We start from the raw sequence: 16,816 nt of genomic DNA, 5'->3' as shown, positions 1-16,816 counted from the left end.
CCAGTCCACCCGGTGCTAATCTTTGGAATACCGAATCAGTGCCTGAGGACAATCTCATGCCTGCTCAAAACCTCCGCCTCTCCGATCGACAGCTCAAGGGAGTCAAACCCGCGTCCAAGGATTATGTCCTCACGGACGGTGACGGTTTGCAGCTCCGAGTACGCAGCAATGGCTCGTTGCTGTGGAATTTCAACTACCGCGAACCGGTGACCAAGAAACGCATCAATATCGGCTTCGGGACCTACCCCGAACTGTCACTGGCGAATGCACGAAAGATGGCAGTCGATGCCCGCGAGCTGCTCGCCCAAGGCATCGATCCGAAGGTGCAGCGTAATACGCTGAATGAAGCCAAGCGTGCAGAAACGGAACATACCTTCGAGAACGTGGCCACCGCCTGGTTCGAGCTCAAGAAAGACTCGGTGACCCCGGCCTACGCCGAGGACATTTGGCGGTCGCTCACGCTGCACGTGTTCCCCGATTTGAAGACGACGCCACTGACGAAAATCACCGCGCCGATGGTGATCGCATTGCTTCGTCCAATCGAAGCGAAAGGCAGCCTGGAGACGGTCAAACGTCTTAGCCAGCGGCTAAACGAGATCATGACCTACGGCGTAAACTCCGGGCTGATATTCGCCAACCCGCTCAGCGGGATCAGGGCAGTCTTCAAGAAGCCCAAGAAAGAGAACATGGCTGCGCTTCCGCCCGAAGAGCTACCCGAGCTCATGATGGAGATCGCGAACGCCAGCATCAAACGCACTACCCGCTGCCTGATTGAATGGCAGTTGCACACGATGACGCGCCCTGCCGAGGCGGCAACTACTCGCTGGGCAGACATCGATTTTGAAAGGCGTGTCTGGACTATCCCTGCGGAGCGTATGAAGAAGCGCCGCCCACACAGCATTCCGTTGAGTGATCACGCTGTCGCGTTGTTGGAGTCACTGAAGACTCACAGCGGCCATCGCGAATACGTCTTCCCGGCTGACAGAAACCCGCGTACTCATGCCAATAGCCAAACGGCCAACATGGCATTGAAGCGCATGGGGTTCCAGGATCGGTTGGTTAGTCACGGCATGCGCTCAATGGCGAGCACCATCTTGAATGAACATGGGTGGGACCCGGAGCTCATCGAAGTGGCACTGGCGCACGTCGACAAAGATGAGGTGCGAAGCGCCTACAACCGAGCCGACTACATCGAACGCAGGCGACCGATGATGGCCTGGTGGAGCGAGTACATCCAGAAAGCCGCCACCGGCAGCCTGCTTGCCTCAGCCTACGGCCAAGTCAGAGACAAAAATGTGGTGCCGATTCGTTAGCACTGTGCAGGCGCAAGAATTGCGGTAACAACTGAACGTTCGTGACTCGGGGCAAGCAGCCTCGCTTATCCGCTTCTCAGCGCGGGTCCATCCAGACAGGGCTGCAAAGCCGCCCTGTTTGGATGGACCTTATTTTGAAGAGCTAAAAGCCACGACCGTGTCCAGGATTTACCACGGAATTCCACCGGTGGATAACCGCTTTTCACGCCCCCAAGAGCGCTGAGTTTCGGACCTTGACCGGGTTTATCCACAGGCGTAGAACTGCTCGTGCAAGCGCTGTCGATGACAGCAACCCAGGTGGCCCGAACCTTGAAGGTCACGCCGCTCCCGCGGTGGTTCAGCCCAAGTACGATTCGCATCCGGCAGCTCGTACGGTCACTACCCAGGTGATGGATGCTCTTACACATATAGCGCTCGTGCGCCAGATACACCGTACCTCGCTGCCCTGCAGCAACCTATCCGCTTGGCCGAATACTGCGCCAACCTGTGCCCGTCTCTTTCTTCTGGAAAGAGACGGGCACTTCTACCACTGCTGCAGCCCTGATCGCATAGGGCTTTGCGGCATTCCCCCTCGTGACAATCGGCGTGACAAACGCCGATGTCACCAGCAACAGCGCTGTAGATGATGGTGCCGCAGACCAAGGAATGGACTGCACCTGACTGACAGTCAGGTATGCCCCGGTCATCGCATTGCTGCTTGCACATGGCTCAGGATCTTCAGGCGCTGATCTCGTCAGCCAGTGCTGCCTCCACCCGCCCACCGGTAACGGTGCTCAGGAGGCCAGATCATGAGATGCCCTTGCTCCCGGTTGTAAGGAGCCGCCAGTCCCGCGTAGTGGACATTCCCCACAGGTCGCAGGGGCCTTGAACCCTGATAACACTCAGCATTCTTGGCGGGATGACGTGGGGCGAGGGTCGGAGATCGGAAGATGAGGTGACTGACATGGCATTGGTAGGTAAGCGGGATGGACGCAATTTTGGGTACGGCAGGCAACTGAGCTACGCAGGGCCACAAGCGCTGAAAGACATGTTCGGCGGTGGCCACTACGGCACGGTCAAGGCGCACTGTGATCGGTGGCAGGCATTCGCAAAGTGGTGCCGCTCCGAACAGGGGCCGGGTATCAATGATGCGCGGCAGATTGATCGTAAGGTGTTGGCCTATTACGCAGCGTATCTGCGCGACATGGTTAAGCGCGGTGATCTCGCCGTCAGCACCGCACAAAACCGGCTATCCAGCGTCAACAGGACCATGGCAGCGCTTCGCGGTGATCAGTACGTGAAATTGCCCAGCCCGAGCAAGGCGTTGGGAATGCAGCACACCAGGGTTCGGCAGTCGGTGCCGCAGGGTCAAGACCGCGATCAGGTTAAAGAGATCGTCAATGCGCTTTGCCGAAATCATCAACAACGGGCCGCCGCGATCGTTCTGTTGGCGCGAGCCACCGGCATGCGCTTGCGCGAGGCCATCTTGGCTGACCTGCCACGGTTAAGCCGTGAAGCTAACGATCTAGGTAGGGTTAACATTCAGGATGGCGCCAAGGGCGGCCGCGCTGGGGCCTCGGCGCCACGTTGGATTTCGATGGATGAGCATGCTCTGGGCGCACTTAGATTTGCACAGCAGGTGTCGCCTGCGGGCAGCCGCAACCTGATTGCTCCGCACGAAAGGTACCTTGACGTTCTCCAGGACATCGTCCGCCCGGCACGGGAGATCCTGCATGCACACAACCTTAAAGGCTTCCACGAGCTACGAGCGGCGTACGCATGTGACCGCTACGAGCAGATCACCCAACACCCCGCGCCAATCAACGGCGGCCAATGTTGCCAGGTAGACAGGAATCTTGATCGTGAGGCCCGAAGGCAAATCAGCTATGAGCTGGGGCACGGCCGGATCGACGTGGTCGCTGCCTACATTGGAGGGTGCGCATGAGCAAGTCATTCGACATGGAGCTGTTCTTGTCTGCGGTGTTGACGGGCTCGCACGCAACTCGACAACGCCATGTACGACAGGCGAAAATCATCCAGGCTGAGATTGCAGAGCGCTGGCAGCGAGAGACGCCTTGGACTTGGCAGCGGAAGCATGTGATTTGGTTTCTCGAAAAGCGTCTAGCCCGGCGCAGCAATGCAACGCGGTATTACTACCTCCTAACCCTGCGACTGCTCGCTCGTCGCTTAGAAAAGTCATGGGTATGAATATGGTAGGCAGCGCGTTGAGATCAGCAATTTGGCTCACTAAGACAAAGCGCAGTCGCTGAGCTGCTACGTTGGACTAAGCCTCTAATCAGGAATAGAAAGAGCCATGTCAGTCCCGACCTACGACCAGTTCATAGAGCCCATCCTACGTTTTCTCGCCACACATCCTGACGGTTCCACCGCGAGCGAGGCTCACGAAGCCGCCGCCATGTCTCTTGGCCTGAGCGAGTCACAGCGGCAGGAGACCATCGCAAGTGGTCAGGCCACCTACAAGAATCGATCAGGCTGGGCGCATGATCGGCTAAAGCGTGCTGGCTACTCCAGCAGCGCCAAGCGTGGCTATTGGCAGCTGACCGACACTGGCCGCGCGTTTGCCCAAGCCAACCCGAACCCGTTGAGCCCAGAGCAAGTCGAGCACCTGGCTGTGAACTTCATGAGTGTGAAGCTGAAGACAGCGCCGGATGCCGCCTCGCTGGATGGAAGCAGCGACACGTCAGAGCCTGTTGCCAAGACCGACCTCGCCACTAGCAGCCCGCAGGAGCGCCTAAATCAAGCCATCCTCGAGCTGCGCACCAGCGTCGCGGGTGACTTGCTGGACAACTTGCTGCAAGCCAGCCCGACGCGCTTCGAGCACATCGTTCTCGACGTGCTGCACAGTCTGGGCTACGGCGCGAACCGGCAGGCTCTGCAACAAGTCGGCGGCAGTGGCGACGGCGGCATCGACGGCGTGATCTCGCTGGACGCACTGGGGCTGGAAAAGGTTTACGTGCAGGCCAAGCGCTGGCAGAACACCGTCGGGCGTCCTGACCTGCAAGCGTTTTATGGCGCCCTGGCCGGGCAGAAAGCCAAACGCGGTGTATTCATCACTACCTCCGGCTTCACCGCCCAGGCAGTTGATTTCGCTCGCTCGGTCGAGGGACTGGTACTGGTCGACGGTAAACGCCTTGTAAACCTGATGCTCGACCACGAGGTGGGTGTCAGCTCGCAGCTTTACAAAGTGCCCAGGCTCGACAGTGACTACTTCGACGAATCGCTCGGCTGATCCGACGCTCGACAGCCCAATTCCATTTAGCCACTATGGCCTCGACAAGCCCGCAGGCCGTCGGCGCCCTGCGCCTTTCGAACGCCCATCCAATGCCAGTGAGGCCCTATGAACGCCCGAGAAGCCAACCTCATCGCCAAACGCTACCAAGCACGTAAACAAGCGTTCGACGATTTACACGTGCTATTGCTGCCTTTCTTCCGCCGCACCTACCTGGCGGACAGCATGAAAGAGATCAGTGGGTGCGTCTCCGAAGCCCGGCATGCCAATACCTTGTGCGGCTGGCTGTCGGATTACGGCGACTTCGATGAGCTGGATGCTCTGATTGGCGAGATACGTCGGGACGGAGGACGCAAGCGTTTTACCAGCCTGAACGACATCCCCGCCTCCCTGCGGGAGCACTTCGACGAGACCGACGCGGACTTTATCGAATTCGCCAACGAAATGCGCGAAGAGTGCCGCGAGGGTTATGACTCATTGCTCGAACAGCAAGAAATGCTAGACGAACAGTTTGAGTTCGCCCGATTCGATGAGGTGTTCGCGTTCAATGAAGATTACCTGGAAGTTGAAACCATAAGGCTGTTTAACCAGGTGTTCGACCACCTGCACACTCAATGGGTTGCATACGAAAAGCTGGCTCGCAGTCTAGTCGGCATGGCCCACCTCATCGATGAACCGGACCCTGACAAGGGGCTAACCGAGGCGCTACTGTTCGATTAGCCTCGTGTCACACTAACGACCTAGGCAGGATTAACATTCAGGATGGCACCAAAGGCGGTCGCCTCGGCCTTGGCACCACGTTGGACTGCGGTGGACTTGCATGTTCGAGGTGCATTTGAGTTTGCACGGCAAGTGTCGCCTGTGGGTCGCCGCGATCCTCTCACCAAAACGCCAACGTACTTATCGCTCCCTAGCAGCGCATACACAGCATCATGTCTAACGAATTTTCACCATAGTCCTAGCCCCTGGTAACGCTGTCGTTTCGCCACCAACTCGACAGAGTTATTTGATATGCGCAATGCGTGCTTTAAATACCCTACCGCGGCAGGGTAGTCACGCGCTTGCTCACAAACCTGAATCAAGCGAATTAAAACGTGAGGCTTACTTGGGCACTTTCTATTGATTCTCTCAAGCGCTTCGCGTGCCTCGGAAAAGTTAGCCTCCAAGCCAAATAAGGTCGCACGCAAAAAATCAAGCTCTAACGATTCTCCATCCTGTCTCTCGGCATCTTGAATGAGATCTTTCGCAAAACTTGTCTTACGAAGCGTCAGGCATGCCTTAATCCCAAGCAACCGGATCAGCCTTTGATCGTCGTCATGCAAGTCGCCCTTGTACTCTCGATGGAATACTTCTTCAAACTCGAAAAGCCTGTTTGCGCGATAGAGGGCATTAAGCTGTTGCAGCAACGCAGCGGAATCGTGGGTACGAGCGAACTCCTCTTCCGCAACTCTTGCCGCCTTTAGGTAGTCTTTTTTCTCCAGAGACTCGACAACTGCCGTCGACCAATCAACCGAAGCCTGCCCGCGAAATGGCGTTATGGAATATTGAGGCGCGTCTAATTGTTGCTGCCTCGCCAGCTCAAAAGCACTGCGAAGCGAAGCAATATCGTGATATCGAGCGGAGGGGACCCTTTCCATGCACCTAAGGATTAGGGCGTCAACCATGGGTACGATGTTGGCGTTGATTTCGCTGGGGCGCTTAAATGGCGCATGACGTCGCACTTGAGATGGCGTGTCGTGAGGGAGCTGTCCCGTTAGCAGTTGGTACAAGAGAACGCCGAGACTATAGATGTCGCCTCTCAGCAAGTCATCAAAAGTTCCCTTACGTGAGACACTGTCGGAAAATTCTGGCGCAGCGTACAGAACAGTGCCGCCGTTTTCCCTAGTTCGAACATAAATTTCTTCGGGCAGAGCGGAGCTCCCGAAGTCAGTCAACTTCACCAAATCTCCCACACCCACGAGAATATTGTGCGGCTTGATATCGCCGTGTGAAATAGGTGTCGGCAAGGTCGCCAAAAAACCAACAGCGTCGAGCACCTGCGCGTAGATGGCAAACAGGCGCTCAAACGTGTTTCCGAAATTCTGACCTCTCTGCTCAAGTTTTTGGGCAAGACTTTGGCTCGGGAAGTATTCCATTTCGATGAAGAACCATTCGTTCTCCGGCGGAATTCTCCCCATATCGCAAATCCGAACAATATTGGGATGTGGGTCTATTGTCAGTAGCTCTTTCCCTTCGGCCAGCAGACGATCATCCTTTGTCAGATCTTTAGGAATCTTCACTGCGACGATGGTACTGTCCGATAGCCTCTCCGCCCGCCATACCCAACCATGACTGCCGTCACCGAGGCATTCAAGCAAGAGATACCTATCCCCTAAGCGCTTATTAGTTCCCGGCAGAAAGTGTGCGGATTTTATATTCACAACAACCTCTCACAGCGCATTTGTTTGAGAAGCAGCGTTCCACTGCACTCAATCTCAAAAATAAACCGACTGAAAAGAACCGCTGTATTTCGAAGTGAAGGCACCTGCGCACCAACCGACGATTTGAAACCTTGCCGACATCGCAGTGCAAACACTTCTTTATTTGGCGCGGAGACAACTCCTTTGTTCCATGCCGAAAGGATTAGCACAGAGGGGGCATCGCCCCATCTCATCGATGCCTCCAGTAAATTACAAAGCTTCTCGTCAAGCTTCTTTTGTCCCCGGTCGGTACCATCGAACCGTTCAAACTCAATCAAGACATCAGGTGTGCGTTGCGTTCGACTAAACCAGGTTGAGTCGGCCCGAATGTCTGCCCCATGCGTCATCGGCACCGGACATTCCGCCACCGCCATATAGCCAAGCTCAGATCCAAGCTCATTCCAGGCACTGCAACCCAAGCTGTGCACCAATACATCCTCGTCACGAACGCCCCAGCTCGACAGCATGGGATAGCTGCGATCGACAAACTCCAGAGTGGACATTGCGGAACAAATTTGCGCTGGAAGGTCAGTCACCAAAACTCCCCCAAACGCGCAGCACTTCAGGCGACTCACCACCGTGTATCAGTGCCTTGCCACCAACTTTAACTAGTAACGATGCAGGAATAGATCGGCCACAGACCAAGGCCTCACCCGTTGATAAGTTTGGCAACTCATCCAGGTCGGCCTTACTTACCATGTCAGATGCTTTTGCAATAAATCGCTGGTCGTCCGGGTTCTTCAGGCGCATGGTGATCAAGGTATTGCACTGCGACGTCACGTCAGCATCGAGCTTCGATGGGCGCTGGCTAACGATGGCGAAACCAACACCGAACTTGCGACCTTCGCCGGCAATTTTCTTGATGATTCGATGGCTGACGGCATTTCCACCAACTGGCGCGAAATTATGTCCTTCCTCATAAACCAGGAAACAAGGACGTAGAGGATCTGTTTTGCTGGAGGCTGCGCGCAAGATTTCACTGGAAAGCAGTGCGCAGATTACCTGCTTGGCCGTATCACTCAGTCCTTGCAGATCGATCACAACGAGTCGCCCTTGCTTATTCGAAGGACGCCCGATCATTTTGTAGATGTCGGTTGGAGCGGACATGGCAGCAGAGTAAAAGCTTTGCGCTTCGTTGAGCACCCGCGACAGCTTCATGGATGTCACAGCGGCACTGCGTCCATTCAATGCTTTGCCTTCTGCCTCGGAAAGGTCATCCCATTCACGCAACTCTTCGATACCATCTCCGAGAAGATGCCGAAGGCGATTTATGTCCCTCGGCTCGGTCTTGTCGGCTGTCCGCCAATAGCGCAACGCAACATCAAGCACCCTCTGTTGAGGTTCGGTCAGCCCGGGCAGAATTTCTGCCACATCATCCATTTCAAAGTGATCGAACTGCAGCGCAAGCTGGACGTTTTTGCCTGCGTACTTGTGTTTGAACGATTCATTTTGTGGCGTGTAAACATGGATGCCTGCTCCGGCTTCCTGCAATCGTTCCAAGGTTTCGCGAATTTTGGGTAGTGCCGCACGATCGCGTCCGTCTTCGCTCTCCGCTAGATCGTCTGAGAAATTCAATTGCCCCTTCGCCAGAGCCTTTCCATACTCACCATGCGGATCAAAAACAACTACGGTTCCGTTGTTCAACGCTACCAATCGTTCAATGATGCGGCCAACGGTGTAGGACTTTCCCGATCCCGTCATCGCGAGTACGGCCATATGCTCAGTGACCAGTTTGTTTACGTCTAAAAAGACCGGCACTGTGTTATCGCCGCGCTCATAGCCAACCAGATTACCCAGGTGCAAACTGGTGTGTTCGTTGAACTCGTAGAAGTCGCTTAGAAATTGGAAATCCACCGTTTCAACGGCAGCACCTGGGTCTAGCGGGCGGCGTGGAATTTTTATCTGGCGAGAAACCGGATCGCGATAGCCGACCAGTTCGACATTTGCGTAGAGGTTCTCGCCTGTGACACTGGCACCGGGGAGCAACTCAAGTTCAGTTACTCCATCACCAAATCCAGCGTTAAACAGCATATTGGTTCGGGAAATCCTGGTGACTCGCCCAAGCACCGGCACCACGCTTTCATCCGCGCGTTCCTGATGCATGATGCGGACAAACTCTCCACGACGAACGGAAAAGGAATCCTGAACCACCATAGTCAGCTGTGCCGCGTCGCCGGTGTTACCGACCAGCTTTCCTAGTACCTTGTGTTTCATGATTCAAACCCCTCATCGAGACCGGATAACCACGTGCTTTCCACGTCGTTACTCCGTAATGCTTCATTTAGCCCCTGCCGGTAGTAGGCAGAGAACTTTTCGAGAATATTGAGTTGCTGCCGACTGAGTAGCTGCGGTAGTGGCATGGATTTTTTCTGGCTTTGCATGTCCAGAATCATCAATCGAGATGCCACGGTATCTAACAAGGCGGAATCCCAGTCCGACTCTTCGCCGGCCAATTGAGCCATCTTTATTTGACCTGCACGCGCACTGCGGAAGTGAAAGCCGATAACGCCTTGGTTTACTTCACTAGCAGGTTCCATTCGGGAGCGATTTTCAGTCATCCGAAAAGCAATAGTTCGGGTGAAGTTGCCCAATATTCCATTGATAAAACGCGTATCACCAATGCCGCTCAGTCGAGCCTCTAGGCCTTCGAGCATGGCGGCCGATTCCGGTGCAAAACCATCGTTGATCAAAATGTGCTTGCGGCCGTCTTCAGTTCGTAAGTCCTGGCGAGCGATACTGACAATGGCAGAGAATCGCTCAGCCAGAATGCTAACGAGCACAGGACCTTCCGGATTCCATGGAAATAAAGCTTTCCGGTTTTTCTGCCAAAATTGTTCAATTACATCTCTGGTCTTTTCAAACTCTGCCCAGTGCCGTGCATTCCGCTTCAGAGGCACCATTTCCCGGTCAATGAACAACGGGGTGTCGATCAAAATCAAGTTGGCAGAACCACCCTGTTTTAACAGTCGCTCGACAAGGGCATAGCAGTGCCTCATCTCCACCAAGTCCAAGCGCTTTCTCTGGGCTTCGAAATCTATGTCGTCTAACTCTGATACTGAATCGGATCCAGCTGTGCCAACCTTATTGTCCTGAATGGTGAGATCTGTCCGCACAGCTGCGGATGCGTAGATAAAGCCCCCCAGAGCACGGTGAATGCATGAGTGACTCGCAATACCTGAAACCGTGAGGTTGACAACAGCTGGCCGCTTGACACCCTTAATTAAGCCGGCATCCCGAAATATGGGGGCCACATGTTCAATATCACGAATCTGTTTGAGCAAACGCCCAGCACTACCCGGCAATCCCAGCTGACTATCAATAGCCAATGCTTGCGCAAGAGTTTTTGCTTTCATTGGCTAGGCCTCATTTCTCAAGCTTTCGGCAAATGCCCAGTATCTACACCCCATCAGATAGACTAATCCCTGCTCAGTTAATCCATGTTCATTGATCAGCCCGGCATTTCTAAGGCGAACCATGCTTTCCGGCAAATCGAAGCTGGCCAAGTTCAACAGCGGCACGGCATATGCCTTCAACCTGCTTAGCATGCCCTCGGCCGCCGCGACATTGAATCCGTAGCAGAACACCAACACGGTGACATCCTCCGGGCGTATCGCATCATTTTCTTGGGGCTTTATTTCTTCGGCACTAACAGAGGGTAACCCACAATGCCGCTCAATATTGGCCAGAAAGTCATGAACCAACGACGCCTGATCCAACAAACTGATGGACCAAAGCGGTAGCGTTGTGGCAGCGATCAGGCCGCTATTGGAGTGTGCCTTCCAATAGCGTGTATGGCCAGTCAGCTCCCCCGGCGTCATTTCCCCTGTACAAGCGCCATCTATCCCACGCAGATTGAACGCCACCTCGCCCTCTAGCATGCTCGCAAGCGATGCCTGTTTGGCGGCTAGTGAATTGGACTGGGCCAACTCAACCACCCAGTCCAGAAAATGAAAAATACTCCCTTCCTGGTATGGCGGTAGCAGCAGCAGTGAACAACCGGGTTGGCGTACCCAGGCAGCACATTCCTCCTGAGTCTCTCTCGAGGCTTGCAAAGCATCGCCTGTCATCAATACAAAACCGGTCTTCGGCAAGCCAAGCTGAGATGACCGAGGGATTCCCAGCAAGCTGGCCAAGAAACGCCCTCTGCGGTGTGCCTGCAATTCCGGAGTCAAATAAAGCTTCACGCTTCCCCCCCGAAATAGAGCTTCATTTTCAGGATGCCCTTGGCCACCAAAGCCTCTTGAGCGGGTTGCGACAGTACTGGGCTTTTGCCCTCGGCTATCGCCTTCGCCAAATCTTGCCAGCTCGAGAAGTCAAGACCTGTCCCGCTTAAAAACTGAGTCGCTTTGGCTTCCCACTGCAATTGCTGCACATCTATCGTCACATGCAGCTCATGCAAGGAGAGTGGAGATACGCTACTTAGGCTAATTGCAGCTGGCGCAGCTTCGTTGCAAGCACTGAACAGTGGCATCAGCACTGGAAGATAGCGCTCATTGGTCTGACTCACCAAGGTCTCGCGATGCGACAGGATCGTGTTTTCAACCTTGCTGATGGCGCCACCAACGCTGTGCAACTGAGAGTGAATGGGGTTGAGCAACCGGTCAGGGATGTCGCGGATGGCACTGAACTGCCCCTTGCGTGCTTGCTCGCGAAACTTTTCACGCTCGTTCTTGGCCAAGTCAGCCAAGTCCTCAAACGCATCGCCAATTAACACTAGTTTTTGAGCGAGCGTTGCTAGCTCTTGTGCGTGTTCTGGCGCCGAGTAATCCGCAGGCATGGGCTCCAAAACGCGTGCAGCTTCTGCACATCGTGTTTGCAATTCCGCGAGGTACCCGGTGATCTCAACAAATTTTTTCTTGCCTACTCGATAGCTACTGGCAATGCAGCCAAGGTTATCGGCAAGCCCCAAAGCCGTTCCATTGTCGATATTGACGCCCGCTTCCTCGGCGAGCAGGCGCAGGCGATCCGCCGCCTTGTCCAGTTGAAGTGAGCGCAGGTAATGCAGCAAGGTGTCTGAGCTCGCAGTACCCTCTGCCGCCGCAGTGCCGCTGGCGTTGTGTTGCTGCAAAGCCCCATCAAGAATGTTGGTCACCGTCTGTAGCGACAGGGTGAACAAGCTACGCGGGAAGAAAGCCAGATTCTTTGCATCGGCTTCGATGTCGGTGATCAGATGATCGATGCCTTGCTTGATTTGAGTAGCCGCCTTTTCCACATAATCTGCAAACAGCCGGGCCTGTTCAATGCGCTGATAGAGCGATTGGCTCTTATCGTCGAGGCGCAGGGTATTGATATTGCCCAAGGTAATTTCAGGCACGTGCTCAGGTTTGACACCCGCAACGCGCTGCAGCACCTCAAAGCGTCCGGCGAGCAGAGTGGGTATCTTGTCAGCAATAGCAGACAAAGCATCGGCACCATGCAAGGCGAGCGCTTCTTCGCCGACCTTCAGCGCGTCAAAGGCAGAGCGGGCCGCTTTGAGCAATTCGTGCGCTTCCACCGTTTCAGTGCCGGTGGGTGACTTGCCCAAGGGTGCGAAGAGCCCAGGGATGCGGTCATAGCCGAAAACACGTTCCAACTTGGCAACCACAGCCTTGTAGCCGTCAGCACCGTTGCCGTTAAACCAGTTCTGCGCCTCATTGATGGCGTTATCCAATTTGGCCCGTGGCAGGCTTTGCCATTTGGCTGTAGCAGCCGTGGCATCCTTCAGCTGCAACAAATGCAACTCCCCGCACCACCACATCCAGTCATCGAACACGTTCTTGGCTGTCACGCTGGCATGTTGCAGGTAGCCCCAGTACCAGTCGCGCTTGGCCTTCTCCAGTGTCCATTCCTGTGCGCTGGCAGGGTTTGCTATATGCGCCATGAAGAAGGGGAACTTTGCTTGCGCCTGCTGCGGATTGGCCAAATCGCTAAACAAGCCTGCATGCTCGTGCAAAGCAAAACCGAGACTGAGCAGCTTGCTTGGCAAAGCCAGGCGTTGCATCAGCGATGCCACTTCTTCGGCATCAATACCGTGCCTGGTTTCCAGATCATTCAGACCAGAAAGGGTCGGCTCCTTGAACACAAACAAGGTCCAGGCCTGCAGCAACAGATCGCGATCTTGCGCGTTGATCTTGCCGGTTGGCTTGAGCGGCCAAGCAATCAACCCGCGCTCATTCAAGCGGGCACGCCATTGATGGATCGCTTGATAGGCAAAGTCACGCAGGGCGTTGAGCTTGTTCTTGAACTTGCTGGTCAGTCGTGCCTCATCCAGTACCAAGCCCTTGCATTGCTCGGCCGAGAGGCCGATGCGTTCTAGCTGGTCCACTTCGCTGGGGTTCAGGTAATAGAGCAGTAGATGGTCTTTGAGCTTTTCACTGACATCGCCACGGTTGTACTGCTCCATCAAGTGGGTGGAAGCCGTGAAAGCCATCACAGGGAAGCGCCCTTCATCGGTATGGCGCATTGCCGCAAATTGATGCAGGCGCTCCAGCTCCTCACGGTTGTTCACCCAGGCAAACCAAGCCAGATTGTCCGGGTGCAGCTTCAACCCCTCGCAATACAACAAGCCACCACGCTGGCCTGCGCCTTGCCCACGTGGGCTGGTTTGAATGTGCAGATTCTCTTTGTTGGAGAGCCCCGTCCGTGCGTACTGCCAATTCTTGTCCAGCAAACGCATTAAACCCATCAGACGTGCCGTCCAGCGCAGGCCCGGGTTGTGGCCGCTGGCCTGCAAGAAGGTCTTCATCGCGGCTTCGTGCACAGCCGCATCCGCCGGGTCGCGGAAGATCATCGAATTGTGTTGCTGGTTGCTGTAGCGCAAGTCCAATCGCAGCAACATGGCCACGCTAGGGCCAATATGCGTGGCCTCTTCATTCGGAATGAACTGGTCGCCACCAATCAGCTTTTGCCACAGAGCGTCGGCGGCAAACTCCACCGCAGGGTGGTCGTAGAGCAAACTCAATAGATGCTTGAACTCCCCGCGCGACAGCGGCATCAGCAGCACATCTTTCTCGGCCTCATTGATGGCAAAGGTACGCAGGTTTTGCAGCAAGGCAGTGAGGCTGAGTGCCTGCTCGACAGCGGGGTACAGCCATTCGTCCTTTTCTCGTTTGAACTTGGCCTCTTCCAGCGCCTGGCGGCATTGGAGCGCGTCAAAAGGCATCTTGCGATACAGGCTGGCGACCGGTTCGCCATCCTCATTGGTCAGCTGCAACAGCTCTTTGCAGCGCGCGGATGCGGCATCCAGTGATACAGGCAGTTGGCCGTACAGCAACGACTGCGCGATGGCGCGCAGATCGTGATCACCAGTCTTGATGCCCTCGATGGCGTGCTTATCCAGCACATGCTCAGCGACACGGCCAGAGCTCTCAACCACCGCATCGAACAGCACGCCCATATCGGTGACTTGCTTACCCACTGCTGCGTACTGAGCCAGCACCGCATCCACATTGGCCATGATCACGTTGAACCAACCAAAGTTGGCTCCGCTCATGGCGTAGGCGGCTTCAACCAGCCCTGTGGGGTAGTCGTGTGCCAACTTGCGCTCGACCTTGAGCTGGACCACATAGTCAGACACATCGGCAAAGGCATTGTGCTCCAGCTCCACCAGCTCAAAACGGCGAGCGACGGATTGAATCTCCCGCAACTGCTGGCCCAGCAAGGGCGAGCACAAAGCCACATAACGCAGCCAAGGCAGCTTGCGTCGTGGGTCCTCCTCCTTGATGGCTTTGCCAATCAGGCGGATGGCTTGGCCATCGAGGCGCTTGGCGTCGTCTTGCTCCAATCCAAAGGTGGCCGCCTCGGCCACGGTTTCCAGCTCGTCCAGCACTACCAGCACATAGCCGATACCAAATTTTTCCAGATAGCTGTAGGCAGCCTGCACCAGGCGCACAACCAAGCCTTCTTCTTCGTAGAGTGACTCTTCAGAGTGGGCCTGATCCAGCTCTAGGCATTGCGCCAGCTGTTGAGAGTCGAAGCCCGCCGGATTTAAACGATGCAGTGCCTGCTCGGCAATTTTGCTTTGAATCGAACCATCAAACTTGCCTGTCGCCAGCGGAAGCAGCGCCCTATAAAGCCCAAAGCCAAACCAGTTGTCCGAGTTCTGGTAGTCAGAGGCGACTTGGGAGTATCGGATGTACAGCGCCAGGTACTTGTCTTGCGTGGCCTGATCAAACAGCTTTTTATCTTCAAGCTGCGCACCGTCTTCGCGTACAAACCAGCCTTTGGAACAATCGTTGATCTGGGCGATCAGCTCATGGCCCAGGCGCGATTTACCGCGCCCCCATTCCGCCTCCACCGCAAATACATGGGCAAAGTTGTCCGCATCCTGATCCACCGTGTGGATGAAGGTGCGATAGCGTTTGAAGAAGCGACTCTGACCAACCAAGGGATCACGCGGCGGATAATCAGAAACACCGGTGGCTGCCCAGCTATGGAGACGGGCCAGGTCGACAATATCGGCGGCGGTAAGCTGATCGGTTTTATTCATGCAGTAGGTTCCCCCTGAACCACATACGCCGCCTCCGGTTCGCGGACGGAACGGTGTTGATAGACTTTCTTGTAGTCCTGATACAGTGCCTCGGCAGCCAAGCGTGCGGCCTGCCACAGCAACTTGCCGGTGCGGTTGAACACCCGGCTCGCGGGCAGGCTGTAGCACTGATCAGAAAGCAGCGGATGAATCTGGAACTGGCCTAGTTGGCTACTGGCCCCGTCCTGATAACGCCAGACCGCGTGCTTGAGCAACAAGCCCACCAGCGGTGACAGTTGCGCATTCAATTCGGAAGCCGAGGGCTGCTGCGGAAAGCAGGCCACACCCAGCCTTGCCAGCATGCCCAACAGCAGGTCGGCCAGCGTGCCACAGCGCACCTCGTCGCCCTCAGTGCCAATTACTGTGACGGCAATTTCAGCAGGCGCAAAAGCGTTCTGACCTGCAGGCAGCTCCAGTAGTAAACCGCCGCGGTTTTCTGCGCGCCAGGCGTCCTGCGCAAACACCAGCATGGCTAGCAGCAGCGCCCAGGGCTGGGCCAACACCCAGTTCATGGTGGTTTGGCCTTCTGGTATTGCAGGCACCAAGCCACCCTGCAAGATCACGTGCGCATCGATGGCTGGCTTTTGATCGGCAAGGTCCAGTACAACGGGCAATGCCAACAGTCGTCCCAGTACCCAATTCTGCTGCGCATGGATGCCGCAGGCGTCCACTTTGGGTAAGGGAGGGAGCGCATCGGCAAACGCGGCCAACTGGGCGGCGACAGCCAAAATACGCACCAGTGCAGGCGTTGCTGCCGCCTGCTCAAAGCTCACGCCCAGCAAATCCCGCTCAAGCGCAGCGTAGGGGCTGGCAGTGAGTCGCGCGCTTTCCAAGGTCGCTTCCACCCAGGCAGCTGCTGGCCCCAAGCCAGATACTAATTCCACCAGCGGTGCGTTCCCCTGAGCCGCCGTTACGGCAGCCGATTGCGCAGCCATTTGCCCTGCCTCTTTACAGCGCGCAGCGGCAATCGCCAACCATGCATCGCGTACCTCGGACTGCTGTGCCAGGAGAGAGCAGAGCAGCTCGGCGTCAGACGCCAGGGCCGGGCGCACGGCCAGCAAGCGCTGGCTGATGATCCAACCCGTGCTAGGGTACTGATGATTCTGCGCGCCCGCGCCAGCTAAAGCGCCCCCAGCTACTTTGCCGTTACCTTGGTCGCCAGCCCCCTCTGTCTCTACCGGGTGAGCCAGGTTGCAGAGCAGCGCCGAGCCGTCGCACTCATAGTCAACGCCAGCCATACATCCCGTCGTGAGCAAGGCTCGTAAGCGCGGGATCAAGGCGGCTGTTTGCGTCAGGGATGTGGCATGGG

The 16,816-nt window shown here is 55.9% G+C and carries 12 protein-coding genes; 5 read left to right on the top strand and 7 right to left on the bottom strand.

The window, feature by feature from the left end; genetic code table 11:
* Positions 1 to 56 precede the first annotated feature (56 nt).
* The 5 genes from F8N82_RS07290 (at position 57) to F8N82_RS07270 (ending at position 5,262) form a co-directional block, all read left to right on the top strand.
* Complete coding sequence (locus F8N82_RS07290) at positions 57 to 1,313, top strand: integrase domain-containing protein (RefSeq protein ID WP_150776913.1); 1,257 nt, start codon at positions 57 to 59, stop codon at positions 1,311 to 1,313.
* A gap of 943 nt (positions 1,314 to 2,256) precedes the next feature.
* Positions 2,257 to 3,237, top strand: coding sequence for an integrase domain-containing protein (locus F8N82_RS07285; RefSeq protein WP_150776914.1), 981 nt, complete (start codon positions 2,257 to 2,259; stop codon positions 3,235 to 3,237).
* Complete coding sequence (locus F8N82_RS07280; RefSeq protein WP_103308917.1) at positions 3,234 to 3,500, top strand: hypothetical protein; 267 nt, start codon at positions 3,234 to 3,236, stop codon at positions 3,498 to 3,500. The genes F8N82_RS07285 and F8N82_RS07280 overlap by 4 nt, the downstream gene beginning before the upstream one ends.
* Before the next feature lie 106 nt (positions 3,501 to 3,606).
* Positions 3,607 to 4,542, top strand: a complete 936-nt coding sequence (locus tag F8N82_RS07275; protein ID WP_119371495.1) for a restriction endonuclease — start codon at positions 3,607 to 3,609, stop codon at positions 4,540 to 4,542.
* Between the two features lie 108 nt (positions 4,543 to 4,650).
* A complete protein-coding gene (locus tag F8N82_RS07270; RefSeq protein ID WP_119371496.1) occupies positions 4,651 to 5,262 on the top strand; it encodes a hypothetical protein in 612 nt (203 codons plus the stop codon).
* A gap of 227 nt (positions 5,263 to 5,489) precedes the next feature.
* Here the strand turns inward: F8N82_RS07270 and F8N82_RS07265 are convergent, their stop codons facing one another.
* From F8N82_RS07265 to F8N82_RS07235, 7 genes are read right to left on the bottom strand one after another with little or no spacing between them, the layout of a single operon-like run.
* Positions 5,490 to 6,899 (bottom strand): serine/threonine-protein kinase, encoded by a 1,410-nt coding sequence (locus F8N82_RS07265; protein WP_224793777.1) that lies wholly within the window; start codon positions 6,897 to 6,899, stop codon positions 5,490 to 5,492.
* Positions 6,900 to 6,958: 59 nt separating this feature from the next.
* The gene (locus tag F8N82_RS07260; RefSeq protein WP_224793778.1) at positions 6,959 to 7,537 is read right to left on the bottom strand and encodes a hypothetical protein; all 579 of its coding nucleotides are present in this window, start codon (positions 7,535 to 7,537) and stop codon (positions 6,959 to 6,961) included.
* On the bottom strand, positions 7,530 to 9,215 hold the full coding sequence (locus F8N82_RS07255) for an ATP-binding protein (RefSeq protein ID WP_150776916.1): 1,686 nt from the start codon (positions 9,213 to 9,215) through the stop codon (positions 7,530 to 7,532). The genes F8N82_RS07260 and F8N82_RS07255 overlap by 8 nt, the downstream gene beginning before the upstream one ends.
* On the bottom strand, positions 9,212 to 10,354 hold the full coding sequence (locus F8N82_RS07250) for a hypothetical protein (RefSeq protein WP_150776917.1): 1,143 nt from the start codon (positions 10,352 to 10,354) through the stop codon (positions 9,212 to 9,214). Before F8N82_RS07250 ends, F8N82_RS07255 begins: the two co-directional genes overlap by 4 nt.
* Before the next feature lie 3 nt (positions 10,355 to 10,357).
* Positions 10,358 to 11,185 (bottom strand): hypothetical protein, encoded by an 828-nt coding sequence (locus tag F8N82_RS07245; RefSeq protein ID WP_338918665.1) that lies wholly within the window; start codon positions 11,183 to 11,185, stop codon positions 10,358 to 10,360.
* Positions 11,182 to 15,468: a hypothetical protein gene (locus F8N82_RS07240; RefSeq protein ID WP_150776918.1), complete on the bottom strand. Its 4,287-nt coding sequence runs from the start codon at positions 15,466 to 15,468 to the stop codon at positions 11,182 to 11,184. Before F8N82_RS07240 ends, F8N82_RS07245 begins: the two co-directional genes overlap by 4 nt.
* Positions 15,465 to 16,745: a hypothetical protein gene (locus F8N82_RS07235; RefSeq protein ID WP_150776919.1), complete on the bottom strand. Its 1,281-nt coding sequence runs from the start codon at positions 16,743 to 16,745 to the stop codon at positions 15,465 to 15,467. The genes F8N82_RS07240 and F8N82_RS07235 overlap by 4 nt, the downstream gene beginning before the upstream one ends.
* Positions 16,746 to 16,816 lie beyond the last annotated feature (71 nt).

The organism is Pseudomonas fluorescens (assembly GCF_902497775.2).
Lineage (GTDB): Bacteria > Pseudomonadota > Gammaproteobacteria > Pseudomonadales > Pseudomonadaceae > Aquipseudomonas > Aquipseudomonas putida_F.
The sequence above is the reverse complement of the archived record's forward strand: the minus strand, read 5'-3'. Positions and strand labels throughout refer to the sequence as shown.